The 18,539-nt window shown below is 73.6% G+C and carries 17 protein-coding genes; 6 read left to right on the plus strand and 11 right to left on the minus strand.

Features of this window, described 5'->3' with window-relative positions:
- Positions 1-11: 11 nt before the first annotated feature.
- Together G6W55_RS01190 and G6W55_RS01195 are read right to left on the minus strand one after the other, a co-directional pair.
- Entirely contained in the window at positions 12-1,259 is a 1,248-nt protein-coding gene (locus G6W55_RS01190) for a PP2C family protein-serine/threonine phosphatase (protein ID WP_175518812.1), read from the minus strand.
- Positions 1,260-1,400: 141 nt separating this feature from the next.
- Complete coding sequence (locus tag G6W55_RS01195) at positions 1,401-2,804, minus strand: DHA2 family efflux MFS transporter permease subunit (RefSeq protein ID WP_175519159.1); 1,404 nt, start codon at positions 2,802-2,804, stop codon at positions 1,401-1,403.
- Positions 2,805-2,972: 168 nt separating this feature from the next.
- Here G6W55_RS01195 and G6W55_RS01200 point away from each other — a divergent pair, with 168 nt between their 5' ends.
- Positions 2,973-3,404 (plus strand): MarR family winged helix-turn-helix transcriptional regulator, encoded by a 432-nt coding sequence (locus G6W55_RS01200; RefSeq protein WP_175518813.1) that lies wholly within the window; start codon positions 2,973-2,975, stop codon positions 3,402-3,404.
- A gap of 19 nt (positions 3,405-3,423) precedes the next feature.
- Here G6W55_RS01200 and G6W55_RS01205 read toward each other — a convergent pair whose 3' ends face one another.
- Positions 3,424-3,600, minus strand: a complete 177-nt coding sequence (locus G6W55_RS01205; RefSeq protein WP_167797312.1) for a hypothetical protein — start codon at positions 3,598-3,600, stop codon at positions 3,424-3,426.
- A gap of 311 nt (positions 3,601-3,911) precedes the next feature.
- Between G6W55_RS01205 and G6W55_RS01210 the strand changes: the two genes are divergently transcribed.
- Both G6W55_RS01210 and G6W55_RS01215 read left to right on the plus strand, forming a co-directional pair.
- Entirely contained in the window at positions 3,912-6,458 is a 2,547-nt protein-coding gene (locus G6W55_RS01210; RefSeq protein WP_175518814.1) for a discoidin domain-containing protein, read from the plus strand.
- A gap of 151 nt (positions 6,459-6,609) precedes the next feature.
- The gene (locus G6W55_RS01215; RefSeq protein WP_175518815.1) at positions 6,610-7,449 is read left to right on the plus strand and encodes a DUF1206 domain-containing protein; all 840 of its coding nucleotides are present in this window, start codon (positions 6,610-6,612) and stop codon (positions 7,447-7,449) included.
- Between the two features lie 66 nt (positions 7,450-7,515).
- Here the strand turns inward: G6W55_RS01215 and G6W55_RS01220 are convergent, their stop codons facing one another.
- Together G6W55_RS01220 and G6W55_RS01225 are read right to left on the minus strand one after the other, a co-directional pair.
- The gene (locus tag G6W55_RS01220) at positions 7,516-7,836 is read right to left on the minus strand and encodes a hypothetical protein (protein ID WP_175518816.1); all 321 of its coding nucleotides are present in this window, start codon (positions 7,834-7,836) and stop codon (positions 7,516-7,518) included.
- A gap of 83 nt (positions 7,837-7,919) precedes the next feature.
- On the minus strand, positions 7,920-8,462 hold the full coding sequence (locus tag G6W55_RS01225; protein WP_175518817.1) for a hypothetical protein: 543 nt from the start codon (positions 8,460-8,462) through the stop codon (positions 7,920-7,922).
- Between the two features lie 166 nt (positions 8,463-8,628).
- On the opposite strand from G6W55_RS01225, the gene G6W55_RS01230 reads away from it, so the two are divergent.
- A complete protein-coding gene (locus tag G6W55_RS01230) occupies positions 8,629-10,209 on the plus strand; it encodes a serine/threonine-protein kinase (RefSeq protein ID WP_175518818.1) in 1,581 nt (526 codons plus the stop codon).
- Positions 10,210-10,217: 8 nt separating this feature from the next.
- Here G6W55_RS01230 and G6W55_RS01235 read toward each other — a convergent pair whose 3' ends face one another.
- A complete protein-coding gene (locus tag G6W55_RS01235) occupies positions 10,218-10,820 on the minus strand; it encodes a DUF305 domain-containing protein (RefSeq protein ID WP_175518819.1) in 603 nt (200 codons plus the stop codon).
- A 71-nt stretch (positions 10,821-10,891) separates the two neighbouring features.
- A complete protein-coding gene (locus G6W55_RS01240) occupies positions 10,892-11,845 on the minus strand; it encodes a DUF1996 domain-containing protein (protein WP_375372418.1) in 954 nt (317 codons plus the stop codon).
- Between the two features lie 307 nt (positions 11,846-12,152).
- On the opposite strand from G6W55_RS01240, the gene G6W55_RS01245 reads away from it, so the two are divergent.
- A complete protein-coding gene (locus G6W55_RS01245; protein WP_030782789.1) occupies positions 12,153-13,154 on the plus strand; it encodes a LacI family DNA-binding transcriptional regulator in 1,002 nt (333 codons plus the stop codon).
- A gap of 15 nt (positions 13,155-13,169) precedes the next feature.
- Here G6W55_RS01245 and G6W55_RS01250 read toward each other — a convergent pair whose 3' ends face one another.
- The 4 genes from G6W55_RS01250 to G6W55_RS01265 all read right to left on the minus strand — a co-directional run bounded on the left by G6W55_RS01250 (position 13,170) and on the right by G6W55_RS01265 (position 17,364).
- On the minus strand, positions 13,170-14,378 hold the full coding sequence (locus G6W55_RS01250) for a cysteine desulfurase-like protein (RefSeq protein WP_175518822.1): 1,209 nt from the start codon (positions 14,376-14,378) through the stop codon (positions 13,170-13,172).
- Positions 14,379-14,490: 112 nt separating this feature from the next.
- Positions 14,491-15,372 carry a universal stress protein gene (locus tag G6W55_RS01255; protein WP_175518824.1) on the minus strand — a complete coding sequence of 294 codons (882 nt, stop codon included), beginning with the start codon at positions 15,370-15,372 and terminating at the stop codon, positions 14,491-14,493.
- Between the two features lie 141 nt (positions 15,373-15,513).
- Positions 15,514-16,401, minus strand: coding sequence for a universal stress protein (locus tag G6W55_RS01260; protein WP_175518826.1), 888 nt, complete (start codon positions 16,399-16,401; stop codon positions 15,514-15,516).
- 129 nt (positions 16,402-16,530) lie between these two features.
- The gene (locus G6W55_RS01265; protein ID WP_309243590.1) at positions 16,531-17,364 is read right to left on the minus strand and encodes an AraC family transcriptional regulator; all 834 of its coding nucleotides are present in this window, start codon (positions 17,362-17,364) and stop codon (positions 16,531-16,533) included.
- Positions 17,365-17,484: 120 nt separating this feature from the next.
- Here G6W55_RS01265 and G6W55_RS01270 point away from each other — a divergent pair, with 120 nt between their 5' ends.
- Entirely contained in the window at positions 17,485-18,534 is a 1,050-nt protein-coding gene (locus G6W55_RS01270) for an iron ABC transporter permease (RefSeq protein WP_175518827.1), read from the plus strand.
- Positions 18,535-18,539 lie beyond the last annotated feature (5 nt).

The following is an 18,539-nucleotide window of genomic DNA, read 5'->3' on the forward strand; positions in this document are numbered from 1 at the left end:
GTCGTTCCTGGTCACCGCCGCTCCTGTGTCCTTTCGGGGTGCCGGCGCAGATGCACGACGGCCACGTCGTCGTCCAGGCCGCCCTGGGCCTCGGCGAGTCCCTCGGCGCGTTCGATGAGCCCGTCGACGAACGCCTCGGGTTCCCGTCCGGCGATCTCGCGGGCGAGGCGCAGCAGTCCGTCCTCGCCCAGCCGCTCCTTGCCCCGGCCGACGTAGCCCTCGAAGAGGCCGTCGGTGAACAGCACCAGCGCCGCCCCGTCGGGTACGGCGAACTCCTCGACCGGCCAGGTGGCGAGGCCGGGGATGACGCCGAGGGCGGGGCCGCCGGGTACCTCGACCCATTCGACGCGGCCCGCGGAGCGCAGCAGCATGCCGGGGTGTCCGGCCCGGATGATGCTGACCTCGCGGGCGCCGGGCGCGGCGGTGAGGCTGGTGAGGGTGGCGAACGCCTCGCTGCGGACGCGTTCGGCGACGAGGATCTCCTCCAGGCGGGCGACCTGTTCGGCGCCGGTGACGCCGCTGAGGACCAGGGTGCGCCAGGCGATCCGCAGGGCGACGCCGAGGGCGGCCTCGTCGGGGCCGTGTCCGGAGACGTCGCCGATGAGCGCGTGCAGGGTGCCGTCGGTGCTCTGCACGATGTCGTAGAAGTCGCCGCCGAGGAGGGCCTGGGAGCGGCCGGGGCGGTAGCGGGCGACGGCCTCGATGCCGTCGCCGCGCAGCAACGGGCGGGGCAGCAGGCCGCGTTCGAGGCGGGCGTTCTCCTGGGCCTGCATCTGGCCGGCCTGGAGGGCGACCGCCGCCTGTTCGGCCTGCTTGCGCTGGATGGCGTAGCGCACGGCCCGTCCGAACAGGTCGGGTTCGACACGGCCTTTGACCAGGTAGTCCTGGGCGCCGGCGGCGACCGCGGCGAGGGCGGTCTCCTCCTCGGCCAGGCCGGTCAGCACCACGACGGCGATCCGGTCGGCGTGGGTGCGGACCTGGGAGACCGCTTCGAGGCCGTGGGCGTCGGGCAGGTTGAGGTCGAGCAGGACGCAGTCGGGGGTCTCCTGGGCCAGGACGTGCCGGGCATCGGCCATCGAACGCGCCCATCGCAGGCGCATCTTCAGGGCGCTGTCGGCGACGAGTTCCTCGACCAGCAGGGCGTCACCGGCGTCGTCCTCGATGAGGAGGACGGAGGGCTCGCGCCACTCCCACACCGTGTCGGGTCCGTCTCGCTCGGGAGAGGCCGAACCGACGATTTCCGCTTCCGACGTCACCATTGTCCTGGTTTTCCCACTCCGCTTGCCCGCCCCCATCGGCGGCCCGAACGGCAACTGGCATGAGCAGAAACGCTATCAGGCTCTTCACCACGCGCCTTCGACTGATGAACACGCTGACCGATCGGGGACAGGTACCCCGTTTCACGGTTTCCGCACACCGTCGCACGGAACATTCCGCGCCGTTCGCGTGGCGCGGTTCCGGGACCCGGCCGCCGCGGCGGCGCGGGCCGGGCCGTCCGGGAGGGTGAAGGCGAAGACGGCGGTCACGGCGGCGATCACGGCCAGGACGTAGTAGGCGGACCGGTAGGCGCCGAGCGGGGGTTCGGCGGCGGCCCCGGCGGGGGTGCCGAGGACGAGGACGGTGGTCACGGCCGCCGGGGCGAGGGCACCGCCGGTCTGGCGTACGACGGTGTTGAGGGTGGACGCCTGGGCGAGGTCGCCGCGGGCGATGTTGGCGAGCGAGGCGACCGTGGTCGGCATGAACACCCCGCCCATGGCGACGCCGAGCAGGAACATATAGGCGCGGAAGGTCCACAGGCCGGTGTCCTCGTCGCACTGGGCGAAGAGCACGAGGACCGCGCTGACGCCGACGAGACCGCTGCCCACGATGATCCGGGGGCCGACGCGGGCGTAGAGCACCCCGGCCACCTGGACGGTGAGCAGCACGCCGAACGCCTCGGGGAAGGTGCCGGTGCCGGACTCCAGGGCGGTGCGGCCCTGCGCCTGCTGGAGGAAGAGCGGCCCGAGATACATCGCGCCGAGGATCGGGATCAGCCCGACCAGGTTGATCAGGTTGGTGTCGCGGAACAGCCGGTCGGCGAAGAGCCGGATCCTCAGCAACGGTTCGGAGGCCCGCAGTTGGTGGACGACGGCGGCGGTGAGGAGTACGGCGCCCAGGGCCAGCGCGGTGAGCACGGCGGCGGAGGACCAGCCCCGGTTGGGGCCCTCGCTGACGCCGAACATCGCGGCGCCCAGGCCGGCCGCGCTCAGCAGCAGGCCGGTCAGGTCGAACCGGCCGGGCCGGTGGCCGCGGTGCTCCGCCAGGAACAGCACGCCGAACAGCACGACGGGCACGCCGACGGGCAGGTTGACGTAGAAGACCCAGCGCCAGGACAGATGGTCCACGAGGAGTCCGCCGAGGACGGGGGCGGCCGCCGGGGCGATCTGCTGCGGGATGATCATGTACCGCGCTATCCGCACCTGTTCGAAGGCGTCGAAGGTGGCGAACAGCAGGGCCGCCGAGGCGGGGAAGAGCACACCGGCGGACAGTCCCTGGACCGCGCGGCAGGCGATGAGCTGGGGCAGGTCGGCGGCCGCGCCGCACAGCAGCGACGAGCCGAGGAAGGCGGTGAGCGCGGTGAGCAGGACCCGTTTGCCGCCGAACCGTTCGACCAGCCAGGCCGAGGCGGGGATCGCCATGGCCAGACAGACCGGGTAGACGACGACCACGCCGTCCAGGGCGGCCGTGGTCAGCCCGAACTGGCGGGCGATGGAGGGCAGCGCGACCGTGGTGATCGCCCCGTCGGCGATGGCGATGAAGGTCACGGCGGCGCACATGACGGGGACGACCAGCCGCTGGCTGAGGAGGCGGCGGGCGGACGGGCGGGGACGACGTGTGAGCACATGCTGAGCATACTCACTATGTGGTTGCTCAGTAGAATCGGTTTCCGGAACGCTCCGGGACCGTCCGGGGCCACGGGGAGCGGAGCGGCGATGGCAGTGCAGGGCAGCAGTGACGTCCTGATCGACGAGCTGTACGAGACGACCCACGGGCTGCGCCGGTTCGTGGAGGCGCGGCTGCGCTCGGGCGGCGCCTCGGTCGCCCGGCTGCGCGCCATGCGGATGCTCGCCCGCGCCGAACAGCCTTTGCGGATGCGGGACTTGAGCGAACTGACCGGGGTCGCCGCGCGGACCACGACCAGCATCGTGGACAGCCTGGAGCGGGACGGTCTGGTCGAGCGGCTGCCCCATCCGACCGACCGGCGCGCCTTTCTGCTGCGGCTGACCGAGGAGGGGCTGCGCTGCCACCGCGAGGCGGAGGAGGTGGACCGGCGGGCGCTCGCCGAGGCGACGGCCGCGCTCGACGCGGACGACCGGGCCCAGTTGCGGGCCCTGCTCGCCCGGATCCGCGCGGCCACCGCCTGACGGCGGGCCTCCGCGCGCGTCAGCGTCTGCGGCCGCGCACCGACCAGCCGCCGCCGACGCCGGCCAGGTGCAGCGCCAGCGCGGTGAGGCCGAGCAGCATCAGGTTCACCGAGGTGAACGCGTCGTTCGTCGAGATCTCGGCCGCGTTGATCAGGAAGGCGATGAAGAACAGGATCGCGGCACCGACAGCCAGCATGAGGTGGTCCCTTCGGTCGTGACGGGTGTGTGCGGACCGGTTGCCCCCGACGCGCCGGCTCATGCCTGCGCGGCACTCCCGGCGTCACGCGCTGAACGCTGTCCTCGTGTCAACACTCCTTCGGCGTGCACAAGTTGCAGGAATTCTGGTGTCAGAGGGCTTGCCGATCGAGGAAGTCATTATTTAAATCAAGTCGTGAACTAAGTGGTGTGCCCGCTTCGTTGCACGTTCCACCTCCCGCACCGCACGACTGTCACGGCACGGCTCCCGTTCGCGTCCATCCCTCCATCGCACCCCCAGGGGAACATGGCATGAGATTCAGATCCTTGGGTGTCGCGCTCGCCAGCACGGCGGCGCTGATCACTCTGCCGGTCTTCGGACCACCGTCGGCCGCGGCGGCCGACGCCAATCTGTCCCAGGGCAGATCGGCCACCGCGTCCTCCACCGAGACCGCCGGGACTCCGGCGGCCGCCGCGGTCGACGGCGACCAAGGAACGCGCTGGTCCTCCGCCGCGACCGACAACCAGTGGCTCCAGGTCGACCTCGGGGCCACCGCCTCGATCAGCCAGGTCGTCCTCGACTGGGAGGCGGCCTACGCCTCCGACTACAAGATCCAGGTCTCCGCGGACGGCGGCTCCTGGACCGACCTGCGCACGGTGACCGGCGGGGACGGCGGCAACGACACCCTCACCGTCTCCGGCCAGGGCCGCTACGTCCGGATGCAGGGCGTCCACCGGGCCACCCCCTGGGGCTACTCCCTGTGGGAGTTCCAGGTGTTCGGGACCACCGGAGGAACCCAGCCCGGCACCTGCGGCACCGCCAACGCCGCCCAGGGCAAGTCCGCCACCGCGTCCTCGACGGAGAACGCCGGCACCCCGGCGTCCGCCGCGTTCGACGGCAACGACGCCACCCGCTGGTCCAGCCAGGCGTCCGACCCCCAGTGGGTGCGCGTCGACCTCGGCTCGTCCCAGGACATCTGCAAGGTCGACCTCAACTGGGAGGCCGCGTACGGCAAGGACTTCCAGATCCAGGCGTCCGCCGACGGCCAGAGCTGGAACACCCTGAAGACCGTGACCGGCGCGACCGGCGGACGGGCCTCCTACGACGTCAGCGGCTCGGGCCGCTACGTCCGCGTCCTGGGCACCGCGCGCGGCACCGGCTACGGCTACTCCCTGTGGGAGGTCGCCGTCCACACCACGTCCGGCGGCACGCCCCCGGTCGAGGGCGGCGGTGACCTGGGCCCGAACGTGATCGTCGTGGACCCCTCGACGCCCAACCTCCAGCAGAAGTTCGACCAGGTCTTCGCCCAGCAGGAGTCCGCGCAGTTCGGCGCCGGGCGCTACCAGTTCCTGCTGAAGCCGGGCACCTACAACGGCATCAACGCCCAACTCGGCTTCTACACCTCGGTGTCGGGGCTCGGCCTGAACCCCGACGACACCCAGATCAACGGTGACATCACCGTGGACGCGGGCTGGTTCAACGGCAACGCCACGCAGAACTTCTGGCGTTCGGCGGAGAACCTGGCGATCACCCCGTCCAACGGCACCGACCGCTGGGCCGTCGCCCAGGCCGCGCCGTTCCGCCGGATCCACGTCAAGGGCGGCCTCAACCTCGCGCCCAACGGCTACGGCTGGGCCTCCGGCGGCTACATCGCCGACTCGAAGATCGACGGCACGGTCGGCCCGTACTCCCAGCAGCAGTGGTACACCCGGGACAGCTCGGTCGGCGGCTGGACCAACGGCGTGTGGAACATGACGTTCACCGGTGTCCAGGGCGCCCCGGCCACCAACTTCGACACCGGCCCGTACACCACGCTGGACACCACGCCGATCTCGCGCGAGAAGCCGTTCCTCTACCTCGACGGCAACGAGTACAAGGTCTTCGTGCCCGCCAAGCGCACCAACGCACGGGGCGTGTCCTGGCCGGCCAACGCGGGCACCTCGCTTCCGCTGAGCCAGTTCTACATCGTCAAGCCCGGCGCGACGGCCGCCACCATCAACACCGCGCTCTCGCAGGGCCTCAACCTGCTGTTCACGCCCGGTGTCTACCACCTGAACCAGACGATCAACGTCACCCGCGCCAACACGGTGGTGCTGGGTCTCGGCCTCGCCACGATCATCCCCGACGGCGGTGTCGACGCGATGCACGTGGCGGACGTCGACGGGGTCCGGCTCGCCGGGTTCCTGATCGACGCGGGGGCCACCCGGTCCGACACCCTGCTCCAGCTCGGCCCGGCCGGCGCGAGCGCGGACCACGCCGCCAACCCCACCACGATGCAGGACGTGTTCATCCGCATCGGCGGCGCGGGCCCCGGCCTGGCCACCGACTCGGTCGTCGTCAACAGCGACGACGTCGTCATCGACCACACCTGGATCTGGCGCGCCGACCACGGCGAGGGCGTCGGCTGGGAGACCAACCGGGCCGACTACGGACTGCGGGTCAACGGCGACGACGTGCTCGCCACCGGCCTGTTCGTCGAGCACTTCAACAAGTACGACGTCGTCTGGAACGGCGAACGCGGCCGCACGATCTTCTTCCAGAACGAGAAGGCGTACGACGCCCCGAACGCCGCCGCCATCACCCATGACGGCATCGTCGGATACGCCGCCTACAAGGTGGCCGACTCGGTGAACGTCCACGAGGCGTGGGGTCTGGGCAGTTACTGCAACTACACCTCCGACCCGTCCATCGTGCAGCAGCACGGCTTCCAGGTCCCCGTGAAGCCCGGCGTCAAGCTGCACAGCCTCCAGGTGATCTCGCTCGGCGGCATGGGCCAGTACGCCCATGTCGTCAACAACACCGGGGCACCGACCTCGGGCACCTCCACCATCCCCTCCAAGATCACACAGTTCCCGTGATCCCCGGCGGGTGAGCCGATCACCCGCGACCGACACCCATGAGCTGCGGGCCGGCCGTCGCCGGCCCGCAGCACCGTCGTGTCCGCCCGGGTGTGTCCCCCCGGTCGCGGGGCAGTCGGACTCCGAACTCACGCGGAGCAGGGAGGTCGCGATGGACGCGAGCGTGTCGGTGCGCAACAACGGCGGGGCCCAGGTGGAACGGGCCGCGCGCGGGTCCGTGGTGAAGGGTGCCGCGCGGGCCGGTTTCGCCGCACGCGGGGTGATCTATCTGCTCGTCGGGGTGCTGGCCCTCCAGATCGCCTTCGGCGACGGCGGGGAACAGGCCGACCGGCAGGGCGCCCTCGGCGAGATCGCCCAACAGCCCTTCGGGGCGGTCGTGTTGTGGGCGCTGGGCGTCGGCCTGGCCGGGATGGCGCTGTGGCGGCTGTCCGAGGCGGCGTTCGGCGCGGCCGGATCCGAGGGCCGCACCTGGAAGAAGCGGCTGCCCGCCCTGGCCCGGTCCGTGTTCTACGCCTTCGTCGCGTACTCCGTGCTGGCGCTCGCCGTCGGTTCCGGGGACGGCGGCGGCTCCAGCGACCGGCAGTCCAAGGACGTCACCGCCCGCGCGCTCGAACTGCCCGCCGGACAGTGGCTCGTGGGGCTGGCGGGGGCCGGAGTCGCCGTCGCCGGACTGTGGATCGGCTTCCGTGCCGTGACCCGGTCGTACCACGACAAGCTGCGCCTCGGCGCGATGTCCCGGCGGGTCCGGCGCCTGGTGGACGTCACCGGGGTGGGCGGCGGCGCGGCGCGCGGTCTGGTGTTCGCGGCCGCGGGCGGCTTCGCGGTGCGCGCCGCCGTCGACTACCGCCCGGACCGGGCCAAGGGGTTCGACGACACGCTCCGCTCCTTCGCCCACACGCCCGTCGGGCCGGGGCTGCTGGCCGGGGTCGCGGCGGGGCTTGTGCTGTTCGGAGTGTTCTCGTTCTTCATGGCCCGCTGGCGCAAGGTCTGACACCCGGGCCGGTGCGGACATGGGGGCGCCCCCTCGCTGCTGCGAGGGGGCGCCCCCATGTCGATGTCAGCTCTCGTCGGAGTCGATGCCCGTGACCACGGCCGGGCCCAGGGGCGCGGCGCCGTCGTCCAGGCCGACCGCGGTCAGCGCCGACCGGGCCAGCCGGTGCGCCTCCCGCTCCGCCTCCGGGCCGCTGCCGGCCTCGACGGTGAGCCGGACGGTGAACGTGTCGTCGTCGTTCACGGTCAGGACGTCGAGATCCTCCTCGTCGCCCAGCCGGGTGCGGTGCGGGTCGGCGGGGCGCAGCGCCCGCGCCAGTTCGTCCCGGGTCCGCGGCCCGGCCGTGCCGGTGAAGGTTCCCGGCACCGAGATGACGTAGGTCGTCATGGCGTTCCTCCTTCAGGCCCCTCGGGCCCTCTCAGTCCCCGTCGGTCCCCTTCCGGCTACCCGCGTCCGACGCCAAGATCCCCTCAGGAGACGTCGTGCACCGGGGTCCCGGGAGCGAAGTGGGCGACCGCGCCGAGCAGCCGCTCCCGGTCCAGGTGCCATCCCGTGAGCGCCCGCGAGGACATGACGACCTCCGGCGGAACCGGGACGAGATGCGTGAGGACGGCACGGGCCCTCGGACCGTCGCCGGGCAGGGCCGGAGCGCCCTCCCTCCGGGTGACCCCCACATACGGCACCGACGCGTCGCCCGCCTGCTGGCGCCACAGGACGAACCCGGTGATGTCGGCCCAGGGCACATGGGCGGTGGTCGCGCCGTAGCGGGCGGGGCTGCCGCCGAGCAGGACGCCCGTCCCGTCCACCCGGAAGGCGACCTTGCGGCTCAGCGCCACGTACGCCATGAAGAGCCCGCCCAGGCCGAAGAGCGGCAGGCCCAGGACGCGGGCGAAGAGGGGTATGCCGGGGAGCAGCAGGGCGGCGGTGAACACGGCGCTGCCCGCGACCACCCCGACGGTTCTGCGGTCCCAGCCGTAGCGTGCCTCGTACACCGGTGAGCTGTCTTTCCCCATGGGCGGATCATGGCAAGCCACGGGGCCTCGGGGGAAGTCCCCGCAGCCTCGGTCCCGTCTCCGGTCCGGTCTCCGGTTCGGCCTCCGGTCCAGTCCCCGGTTCGGCCTCCGGTCCAGTCCCCGGTTCGGTCTCTGAGGGGTCGTGTCCTGCCCTAACCTGACCCGCATGAACGCACCGGGGGACATGATCGACGGACGCTTCGAGCTGATCGAACGGCTCGGCAGCGGGGGGATGGGCACGGTGTGGCGGGCCACCGACACCATGCTGCACCGGGACGTCGCCCTCAAGGCCGTACGCCCCGACGCCGAGGCTTCCCCGGTCGTACGGGAGCGGGTGCTGCGGGAGGCGAGGGCGCTGGCCCGGCTCAACGATCCGCACGTGGTGACCGTGCACCAGATCATCGAGGCCGACCCGCACCCGTGGATCGTGATGGAGCTGGTGCCCGGCCGGTCGCTCCAACAGCGCCTGGCCGAGGGCCCGTTGCATCCGTCCGAGGCGGCCCGTCTGGGACGGCAGGTGCTCGCCGCGCTGAGCGCCGCGCACACGGCCGGGATCCAGCACCGGGACGTCAAGCCGGCGAACATCCTGCTGCGCCCCGACGGCACGGCCGTGCTCACCGACTTCGGCATCGCGGCGCTCCAGGGCACGACCGGGCTCACCGTCACGGGTGAACTCGTCGGCTCCCCCGAGTACATGGCGCCCGAGCGCATCCGGGGGCATGGCGACGACCCCACGAGCGATCTGTGGTCCCTCGGGCTGGTGCTGTACGTGTGCGTGGAGGGTGTGAGCCCGCTGCGCCGCGAGACCACGCTCGCCACCCTGGCCGCCGTCCTCGACGACCCGGTGCCGCCGCCGGTGCGCTCCGGTCCGCTGGCCCCGGTCCTGGAAGCCCTGCTGGTCCGCGATCCGGCCGCCCGCCCCGACGCCGCGCGGCTGGACGCGCTGCTCGCGCGGGCCGAGTCCGGCGCGGCCCCGCGCTGGGACCCGCCGACGGTGACGGCACCGGCGCCACCGACACCGCCACCACCGCCGACACCCACACCGACCCCGACCCCGACACCGACACCGACACCGACGTCCCGGACCCGGATCGATCCTCCGCCGCCGCCGGTGGGGCCGTCCCGCCGTCGCAGGCCGGTGCTCGTCGCCGTGACCGCCGCCGTGGCCGTCGTCGCGGCGTCCGTCGCCGTCCTGACGCTGCGTCTGTTCGACGACGACAAGCCCGGCGGCCGGGCGGGCGCCGGAAGCGAGGCGAGCGTCTCGGCCGGGTCCACGGCGCCGCCCCGGTCCTCGTCGCCCCTGCGCAGCACGACCCCCGGCACGGCGGCCGACGTGTCGCCGCCGTCGGCGTCCCCCTCGTCCACGCCTTCGCCCTCGTCGTCGCCCTCGCCCTCGTCCGAACCGCCGGCGGCCGGGGGCCGCTGGATCGCGCAGTTGTACTCCGAGCCCGTCTCCTCCGGGACCGCGGCCCGCGACCGGCGTCTCGCGGCCGTCCGGGCCACCGTGCCCGAGGCGCTCGTCCTGCGCAGCGACGACTACGCCTCACTGCGCCCCGGCTACTGGGTGGTCTACGCGCCCGGCCCGTTCGCCGACGGCCGCGCCGCACTGACGTTCTGCGCCGAGCGCGGCCGGACCTCGGCGAACGGCTGCATCGGCCGCTACCTCAGCACCGACCCGGCCGACACTCCCCTCCAGTGCCGGCCACCGGCCGCGAACCCGACGGGCCGCTGCACCAGGCCGGCGTAGCGGGACCGTCAGTCCGTACCGGCGGACGGCAGGCGGCGCCGGGAGTCGGCCGTGGTCGTCGCCACCTCGCGCGCCAGCTTCTTCACCGCCGGGTCGGCGTCGGCCTTCTGCACGGCGTCGGCCAACTTCGCGGCCTGGGTGAGGTGTTCGTGGAGGGCGGCGCGCAGCAGCCGGTCGAAGTCGGGGCCGTCGGCGTGCTCCAGGGCGCGGAGTTCCGTCGTGTTCACCATGCCCGGCATGTCGTGGCCGGCGTGCGGGTCGTCGTCGGCGACGCCCGCGTCGGCCAGCAGGCCCCGGAGGGCGGCGAGCGCGTGCCGGTGGTCCTCGGCGACACCGGTAGCCCAGGTGACGAGGCGGGGGTCGCCGGACCGGTCCGGTGCGAGGGCGAGGATCCGGCGGGCCTGGTCGTCCATGGCGATCATGAGCTGGATCCAGCCGATGTCGGTGGCGTTGAGCCGGCCGCTCGCGGTGGCGACGGCGGCCGTGCTCGCCGTCGGGTCCGCGGCGGGTACGGGCCCCGCGCAGGCCGCCGCGGTCAGGACGGTGAGCGCGCACAGCAGCACCGCGGCCGGCGGGCGCTTCCTCGGCTCGCCGGCCGCGGTGTCCGCCATGTCCGCTCCTTCGGGTCGGCACCGCGCCGGGGCGTCCGGCGCGGTGGAGGGACGGTGCATCGGGGGGACGGTCAGGACGGGTTGCCGTCGGCTCCGCACTTGACGATGACGTTGATGCAGTTGGTGACCCGGCGGGCCAGCTCGTTCTCGGGCCAGGCGTTGAAGAAGTCACCGTGCATCGTGTAGCCGGGTCCGGACGCCAGCCGCAGGCCCTGGGTGCCGCCCGAGACGGGGTAGCGCAGCACCTGCCGCAGCTTGGGCACGGGCACCGGATGGGTGGCCGGGCACTCCCCGTTCACCGGGTAGGACATGTGGCTCTTGTGGTCGGCGGAGTCGAGGTCCCGGCCGTTCCAGCACTGCGGGAAGTCCAGGTAGGACTCCAGCATGGAGCCGGGCGGGCAGGTGACGAAGTCCTTGGACGGGTTGACCTCGCCGTGGTGGAGACACGACCAGCGGGCCACCGAGGAAGGGTCGTCGACCCCGGTCGCCTTGGCGTTGCCGGCCACGATCCGCAGGCCCTGCGGGAAGGGCCTGATGCGCTGGATCACATCGTCTCGGACGCCCTCGCCCAGGTAGTAGAAGGTGGTGCCGGTCGGTTCGACGGGCTGGTTGTCGCGGTACATGGTCGGCACCCAGTACGACGACGTGTCGATGGCCGGGCTGCATGTGGACGACGAGCCCAGCAGGTCGGTGACGTCGGTGTGGGCGTTCGTCACCCGGCTGCCGAAGAAGCTGTGCATGTGGGACGCGCCGGGCAGCCCGGGGAAGACGATCGGGTCGTCCGGCAGCCGGTGGCTGTAGGGGCACTCGGCCAGGAACTCCGCGACACGGACCACCTGGGCGCCCTGCGGTACGGCGTCCAGGTCGTCGGCGCCCGGCCGGGAGGCGGCGGTGGAGCCGCCGTAGAGCGTGGCGAGCAACAGGCCGAGCGCCGCGAGGGCGGCCGGCCAGACGCGTCGCCTTCGGGGACGGTCGGGGGACGGGTGGGGGGAACGGCTCGGCACAGCACTCCTCCTGGAGATCAGGGATGTGGTGGGGCTGCACGGCCGGAACCGGTTCCGGAACCGGTTCCGGGCCTTGGCGAGAGTGAAGCGATGTGTCATGCAGGCGTCAATACTTCTCGTAGGGATTGGTACGGTCCGGACCATCGGTGCCTTCACAAGTTGACGGCAGCGGTGGGTACTTCTGCGTTCGGCCTGCGAACGCGGCCCGCTTCGGGCGGTGTTGACGTCGCCCGGACCCCGCTGTTTCACTCGGGCGTCGCACCGGGAGCGGTACCGGTCACCGGTGGCGGCGATGGGTCCGGGGGTCCCGCACGGCGGAGGGGTTGCGATGCGAGTCACCATCGCGGACGTGGCCCGGATGGCGGGCGTGAGCAAGACGACCGTCTCCCGGGTGCTCAACACCCGTGACGAGGTGGACCGTTCGACCGCGGCCAGGGTCCGGGACGTCATCGACCAGCTCGGCTATGTGCCCAGTTCGGGCGCGGTCGGCCTGGCCCGGGGGCAGAGCCGCACGGTGGGCATGCTGGTGCCCTCGCTGACCTGGCCGTGGATGGGCGAGGTCGTGCAGGGGGTCGTGGACACGGTGGAGGCGGCCGAGTTCGGGCTGCTGCTGTTCACCTGCAACCGGGGCACCGAGTCCGTCGAACGGTTCACCAGCCAGGTGTCCGCGCGGGCCTTCGACGGGCTGCTCGTGGTGGAGCCCGAGAACACCCTCGCCATGCTGACCGCCCTGCACCGGCGGGGACTTCCGGTCGTCCTGATCGACGACCGCGGCCGCCACCCCGAGTTTCCCTATGTCACCGCCGCGAACCGCGAGGGCGGTGCCTCGGCGGCCCGTCATCTGCTGGCGGTGGGACGGCACCGGCCGCTCGTGCTGGCCGGTCCGCTGCGCTTCGGCTGTGTCCGCGAGCGCCTCGACGGGTTCCGGGCCGCCTACGCCGACGGCGGGCACCCGCTCGATCCCGCGCTGATCGTGGAGAGCGACTTCACCGAAGCGGACGGGCGCGAGGTGGTGCGCCGGCTCCTCGCCGAGGGGCGGGACTTCGACGCCGTCTTCGCCCACAACGACCTGGCGGCCGTGGGCGCGATGGCCGCCCTGCGCGCGGCCGGGCTGCGGATGCCCGAGGACGTCGCGGTGATCGGCTTCGACGACATCCCGCTGGCCGGTCACACCGAGCCCGCGCTGACGACCGTACGGCAGCCGATGCGGGAGATGGGCGAGACGGCGGCCCGGATGCTCCTCGCCCGGCTGACGGGCGGGGCGCCGCCGGGGCCGCCGGCCGTGCTGCCGACGTCGGTCGTCGTGCGCCGGTCGACCACGAACGGCTGACGGCTCCCTGCTGTCTCAGAGGAACCCGGCGAGACCGTCGAGCAGCCGGTCCACCTCGGTGGCGGTGGTGTAGGGGGCGAGGCCCACCCGCAGGGCCGGGTCGGGGAGTTTCAGCGCGGCGAACGCCTCGTGGGCGTAGAACGACCCGGCGGGCGCCACCACGCCCCGGGCGGCGAGATGGGCCTGCGCGTCCCGGGCGTCGCGGCCTTCGGGGGTCATCAGGACCGTCGGGGTGCGGTCGGCGGCCCGGGTGTGCACGGTGACGGCGTCGCCGAGGGCCCGCAGCCCGTCCGCCAGCCGGGCGCTCAGGGCGCGTTCGTGCGCGTGCAGGGAGTCCAGGGACCGGGCCAGCCGCTCCCGGCGCGTGGCAGGGGCCTCCGCCGTACCCGGGTCCATCGCGGCGAGGAAGTCGACGGCGGCGGTGGCGCCCGCGAGGATCTCGTAGGGCAGCGTGCCGAACTCGAAGCGCTCGGGCACGGTGTCCGGCGAGGGCAGCAGCTTGTCCGGGCGGATGCCCGCCAGCAGGCCGGGCGCGGCGGCGAGGACACCGCAGTGCGGCCCGAGGAACTTGTACGGCGAGCAGACGAACAGGTCGGCGCCGAGGGCCGGCACGTCCACCAGATGGTGGGCGGCGTAGTGCACGCCGTCCACGTACACCAGGGCGCCGGCCTCATGGGCGCGGTCGGCGATCCGGCGCACGGGCGGCTTGGTGCCGAGCACGTTCGAGGCGGCGGTGACGGCGACGAGCCGGGTGCGGGGTGAGAGGGCCCGCTCGTAGGAGTCGAGGTCCAGCTCGGTCGTCAGCGGGTCGATCTCGATGTGACGGACGGTCACGCCGGCGCACTCGGCCGCCTGGATCCAGGGGCGGACGTTGGAGTCGTGGTCCAGCCGGCTGACGACGATCTCGTCCCCCCGCCGCCAGTCCTTGGCCAGATGGCGCGAGAAGTCGTAGGTGAGCTGGGTGGCGCTGCGTCCGTGCACGACGCCGTCGGCGGGGACGTTCAGGAGGTCGGCGTAGGCGGCGCGGAAGTCCTCGACGGCGCGCGCGGCGTTCCGCTCGGAGACGCTGACGGCGCCCCGGTTGGACAGCGGGCCGGTCATGGTCGCGGTGACGGCGTCGGCGACGGGCCGGGGTGTCTGCGTTCCCCCGGGCCCGTCGAAGAAGGCGAGGCCGCTGTCGAGGGCGGGGAAGTGCGCCCGGAGGGCGGGGAGGTCCAGCGCCATGGCCTCGGCTTTCTGTCGCGGCGGTTCGGACTCGGACGGGCCCGGGGCCGACCCTATAGGGGCGCGTCGGAGGCCGCCGACGGAGGTGCGCCTCCGTCGGCGGCCTCTCCCCTCACAGATGCGGGACGACCGCCACGGGGCAGCCGACGTGCTGGATCGCGGCGTGGGTGACGGGCCCGGTGCGGGGGCCGACCGTACGTTCGGCGAGCCGGTGCCCGACGACCAGGAGCCCCGCTCCGGCCGAGGCCCGCACCAGCGCGGTCGTGGGCTTGTCGGCGACGACGGTCTCCAGGACCTCCACCTCGGGGAACTTGTCGCGCCAGGGCTGGAGCACGGCCTTGAGGAAGCCCAGCCACTCCTCGCCCCGCCGGGCCTCCCCGACCAGGGCGATGTCACCGGGGCCGAGGCCCAGCGCGCCGGGCTCCTGCCAGGCGTGCACGGCCCGCAGCCGCGCCCGCCGGAGCCCGGCCGCCTCGAAGGCGAACTCGATCACCTCGTCGCACGCCTCGGTGAGGTCGACGGCCAGCACCACGTCGGCGTATCCGGTGCCGGTCGAGGCGGTGCCGTCGTCCGCCGGCAGATGTTCGTCGGCCGCCTCCTCGCCGGCGCGGACGAGGACGACGGGTCGGGTCGACCTCGCGACCAGGCCGAGCGCGACGGACCCCACGAGGAACCCGGTGAAGCCGCTCAGTCCGCGCGAGCCCACGACCGTCAGTTCGGCCTGGTCCGCGGCCTTCACCAGCGCGGCGACGGCCGGGCCGTCGGTCTGCTCGTCGGACAGCCGGACGTCCGGGCACTCGGCGCGGACGGTGTCCTCCGCGCGCCGCAGGGCGCCACGGGCGAGATGCCGTCCGGCGGCGCCCGCGGCCCCGCCCTCCCGGACGTGCACGAGGTGCAGCCTCCGGTCGCGGCGCCGTGCCTCGCGGGCCGCCCACGCGGCGGCGGCCAGGCTCTCGGCGGATCCGTCCACTCCGGCGACAACGGGAAGAAGCATCGCGGCACCCCCAACGACGACTGTGACGACGGCGGTTCCGCCGTCCACGACCAGCCTGCGACCGGGGCCGACGCTCCGTCAGGGGCCGGGAGGTCCCGTTCCGGGGCCGACCGGTGCAGCCGACCGGTCCATGGGCGGCGTTCAGCGGCGCGGGTCCGTGCCGCGCACCACGACGACCGGGCAGTGGGCGTGGTGCAGCACTGCCTGGCTCACCGAGCCGAGCAGCAGTCCGGCGAACCCGCCCCGGCCGCGGGCGCCGACCACCACGAGCTGCGCGGAGCGGCTCGCCCCGATCAGGGCCTCCCGCGTCCTGCCCTGGACCACCCGGTGCTCCACGGCCACGTCCGGGTACTTCTCCCGGTGGCCGGCCAGCACCTCGTACAGCAGGCGTTCCTCCTCCTCGGCGAGCGCGCCCGGAGGGTTCGCGTACGGCGCCGAGGCGTCCTGCGGCGGGGGCAGCAGCGGCGCGTTCCAGGTGGTCCAGGCGTGCAGCGCCAGCAGGGGGGCGCCGCGCAGCGCGGCCTCGGCGAAGGCGAAGTCCACCGCCGCCTCGCCCGCGGCCGACCCGTCCACGCCGACCACGACGGGGCCGTCCGCGCCGGGCTGCTCGCGCACCACCAGCACCGGGCAGCGGCCGTGCGTGGCCAGATGGACCGCCGTCGATCCCACCAGCAGCCCGACGAACTCGCTGGTGCCGCGGGATCCGACGACCACCAGATCGGCGGAGCGCGACTGCGCCTCCAGGACGCCGAGCGGGTCGCCGGTCACCAGGGCGTGGCCGACCTCGATCCCGGGGGCCACGGCGTGCGCGCGTGCCACCGCCTCGGCCAGCAGGTGTTCCGCCGTCCTGCGGATCTCGTGGGCCGGGCCGGGCTGGGAGGGGCCGAGGGGCACGTGCGAGGAGGGCCAGGCGAAGGCGTGCACCACCCGCAGAGCCGCCCCGCGCAGTCCGGCCTCCCGTGCGGCCGTCTCGACCGCGGCCAGCGCCGGCGCCGAACCGTCCACACCCACGACCACCAAGTGGCTCATCGCGTCTCCCGCCTTCGGATGCCTTGTCCCGCACCTCCAGACTCGCCCCGGCGGCCGTCCCCCGCCACGGGACTTCGGGGCCAGGGCGGGGGCCGACCGGCCCTGTCCGGGCTCCGGCGAACGCGTCCGCTACGCCGAGCGCTCGTGGCCCTCGCGCACATACGCCCCGGGGGTGCGTCCGAAGTGGCGCCGGAAGGCGAGGATGTAGCCGTTTGTGCTGACGAAGCCGACCCGGGCGGCGACCGCGCCCACCAGTTGGCCCTGGTCGAGCAGGGCCAGCGAGTGGTTCAGGCGCAGCCGGGTGCGCCATTCGGAGAACGCCATGCCGGTCTCGGCGCGGAAGGCGCGGCGCAGGCTGGTCGAGCTGGTGTGGAGGGCGGCGGCCCATTCGGTGGCGGTGCGGGGGTCGCCGGGGGTGCGGGTGAGCGCGCCGGCGACGGCCGCCGCGGCCGGGGTGACGGGCTGGGGCAGCGGCAGGCTGTCGGGGTGGCCCGCCGACAGGGCGGCGAACACGGCGGGGTCGTCGCAGTCGGCCTCGGAGGCGCGGGTGCGGCCGAGCAGCAGCAGCCGCTGCGCGTCCGTCACGTTGACCGGCGCGGGCCGGGCGCAGTGCAGGGTGAACCGGTCGGCGTCGAAGGTCTCGACGACGATCACGGCGTCCGGGCTGAACCGCGCGCTGTGCACGACGCCCGCGGGGATCCACAGGGCGACGGAGGACGACAGTTCGTGGTCCTGGCCGAGGGCGGACACGGTGATCCGGCCCAGGGCGGGATAGAGGAACTGGTGGAAGTCGTGGACGTGCGGCGGATGGCCGCCCGCGGCGATGAAGTCGTCGTCCATGAGCGCCGCCTGCGCCGGCACCGCCGGGCTCTCCGGAACGGCCGGGCCCGCCGCCGGGTCCGCGGTGTCACGGACGCCGCGCAGAGTGCTCGTGGTCATGTACGCCCCCAGGTCTCCGTTCACGGAGGGCCTCCTTTTCTGACCCCTCGCTGCGATCGCTCCGACTCCGCCCTTGGACCGGACGACGCGCTGGTAAGGCTAACCTAACCGCCACCGCACCAGCCGAGGAGCCCCGGAACCATCATGAAGTCAACGGCCCCGCCGACGGTGCCACCGCCCGAGACCCCCGCGCACACCCGTGCCGCACGCGGGTCGACCGCGCTGGTGCTCGCCGGCCCGCTACTGGCGGCGATCGTGGTGGCGAGTGTCGGGCTGGGCGCCCGGGACATCTCGCCGCTCCAGATCGTCCACATCGTCCTCGACCCCTGGGGCTCCGGCTACGACCACGACGTGCTGTGGACCGAGCGGATCCCGCGGACCCTGCTCGGTCTCGCGGTCGGGGCCGCGCTCGGCGCGTCCGGGCTCGTCATGCAGGCCGTGACGCTCAATCCGCTCGCGGATCCGGGGATCCTCGGGGTGGAGCAGGGCGCGGCGATGGCGGTCGTGCTCGGCATCCTGTACCTGGACGCGCAGGACGCGGGCACCTATTTCTGGCTGGCGCTCGCCGGTGCCGCCGTCACGGCCGCCGTGGTCCATGCGATCGGCACCCGCACCAACTCCGGGAGCAGTACGGTCGGGCTGGTCCTGGCCGGGGTGGCGGTGGCCGCCGTCCTCGCCTCGGTGGTGACCCTGCTGGTGGTGCGGGACGAGGCCGTCTACGCCTCCCTGCGCTTCTGGTCGACGGGGCAGCTCAGCGGCCGGTCGCAGGTGCTGGACGAGATCGCGCCGTTCGCGGCCGTCGGGCTGCTGCTGGCGCTGCCGCTGGGCCGCACCCTGAACATCCTGGCGCTCGGCGACGACACCGCCCGGGGCCTGGGCGTCCGCGTGGAGCGGGCCCGGCTGGTGAGCGCGGCGGTCGCGGTCCTGCTGTGCGCCGCCGCCACGGCCGCGGTGGGTCCGGTGGTGTTCGTCGGACTGGTGGCGGCCCACGGGGCGCGGCTGCTGGTCGGCGCCGACCACCGCTGGGCGCTGCCGCTGTCCATGGCGGTCGGCGCCGGACTGCTGGTGGGGGCCGACACCGTGGGCCGGCTGGTGCTGGACCACGGGGAGATCCAGGTGTCGGTGATGACGGCGGTGGTCGGGGTGCCGTTCTTCGTGTGGCTGGCCCGCCGCCGCGACCTGGTACGGATGTGACGGCC

The organism is Streptomyces sp. CAI-85 (assembly GCF_013363615.1).
Classification (GTDB): Bacteria; Actinomycetota; Actinomycetes; order Streptomycetales; family Streptomycetaceae; genus Streptomyces; species Streptomyces antibioticus_B.

Excerpts from the sequence above, each read along its gene's own strand:
- G6W55_RS01190 (WP_175518812.1), bottom strand. The coding sequence starts at position 1,259 with ATGGTGACGTCGGAAGCGGAAATCGTCGGTTCGGCCTCTCCCGAGCGA.
- G6W55_RS01200 (WP_175518813.1), top strand. The coding sequence starts at position 2,973 with ATGGCAGTGCAGGGCAGCAGTGACGTCCTGATCGACGAGCTGTACGAG.
- G6W55_RS01205 (WP_167797312.1), bottom strand. The coding sequence starts at position 3,600 with ATGCTGGCTGTCGGTGCCGCGATCCTGTTCTTCATCGCCTTCCTGATC.
- G6W55_RS01210 (WP_175518814.1), top strand. The coding sequence starts at position 3,912 with ATGAGATTCAGATCCTTGGGTGTCGCGCTCGCCAGCACGGCGGCGCTG.
- G6W55_RS01215 (WP_175518815.1), top strand. The coding sequence starts at position 6,610 with ATGGACGCGAGCGTGTCGGTGCGCAACAACGGCGGGGCCCAGGTGGAA.
- G6W55_RS01220 (WP_175518816.1), bottom strand. The coding sequence starts at position 7,836 with ATGACGACCTACGTCATCTCGGTGCCGGGAACCTTCACCGGCACGGCC.
- G6W55_RS01225 (WP_175518817.1), bottom strand. The coding sequence starts at position 8,462 with ATGGGGAAAGACAGCTCACCGGTGTACGAGGCACGCTACGGCTGGGAC.
- G6W55_RS01230 (WP_175518818.1), top strand. The coding sequence starts at position 8,629 with ATGAACGCACCGGGGGACATGATCGACGGACGCTTCGAGCTGATCGAA.
- G6W55_RS01235 (WP_175518819.1), bottom strand. The coding sequence starts at position 10,820 with ATGGCGGACACCGCGGCCGGCGAGCCGAGGAAGCGCCCGCCGGCCGCG.
- G6W55_RS01245 (WP_030782789.1), top strand. The coding sequence starts at position 12,153 with ATGCGAGTCACCATCGCGGACGTGGCCCGGATGGCGGGCGTGAGCAAG.
- G6W55_RS01250 (WP_175518822.1), bottom strand. The coding sequence starts at position 14,378 with ATGGCGCTGGACCTCCCCGCCCTCCGGGCGCACTTCCCCGCCCTCGAC.
- G6W55_RS01255 (WP_175518824.1), bottom strand. The coding sequence starts at position 15,372 with ATGCTTCTTCCCGTTGTCGCCGGAGTGGACGGATCCGCCGAGAGCCTG.
- G6W55_RS01260 (WP_175518826.1), bottom strand. The coding sequence starts at position 16,401 with ATGAGCCACTTGGTGGTCGTGGGTGTGGACGGTTCGGCGCCGGCGCTG.
- G6W55_RS01270 (WP_175518827.1), top strand. The coding sequence starts at position 17,485 with ATGAAGTCAACGGCCCCGCCGACGGTGCCACCGCCCGAGACCCCCGCG.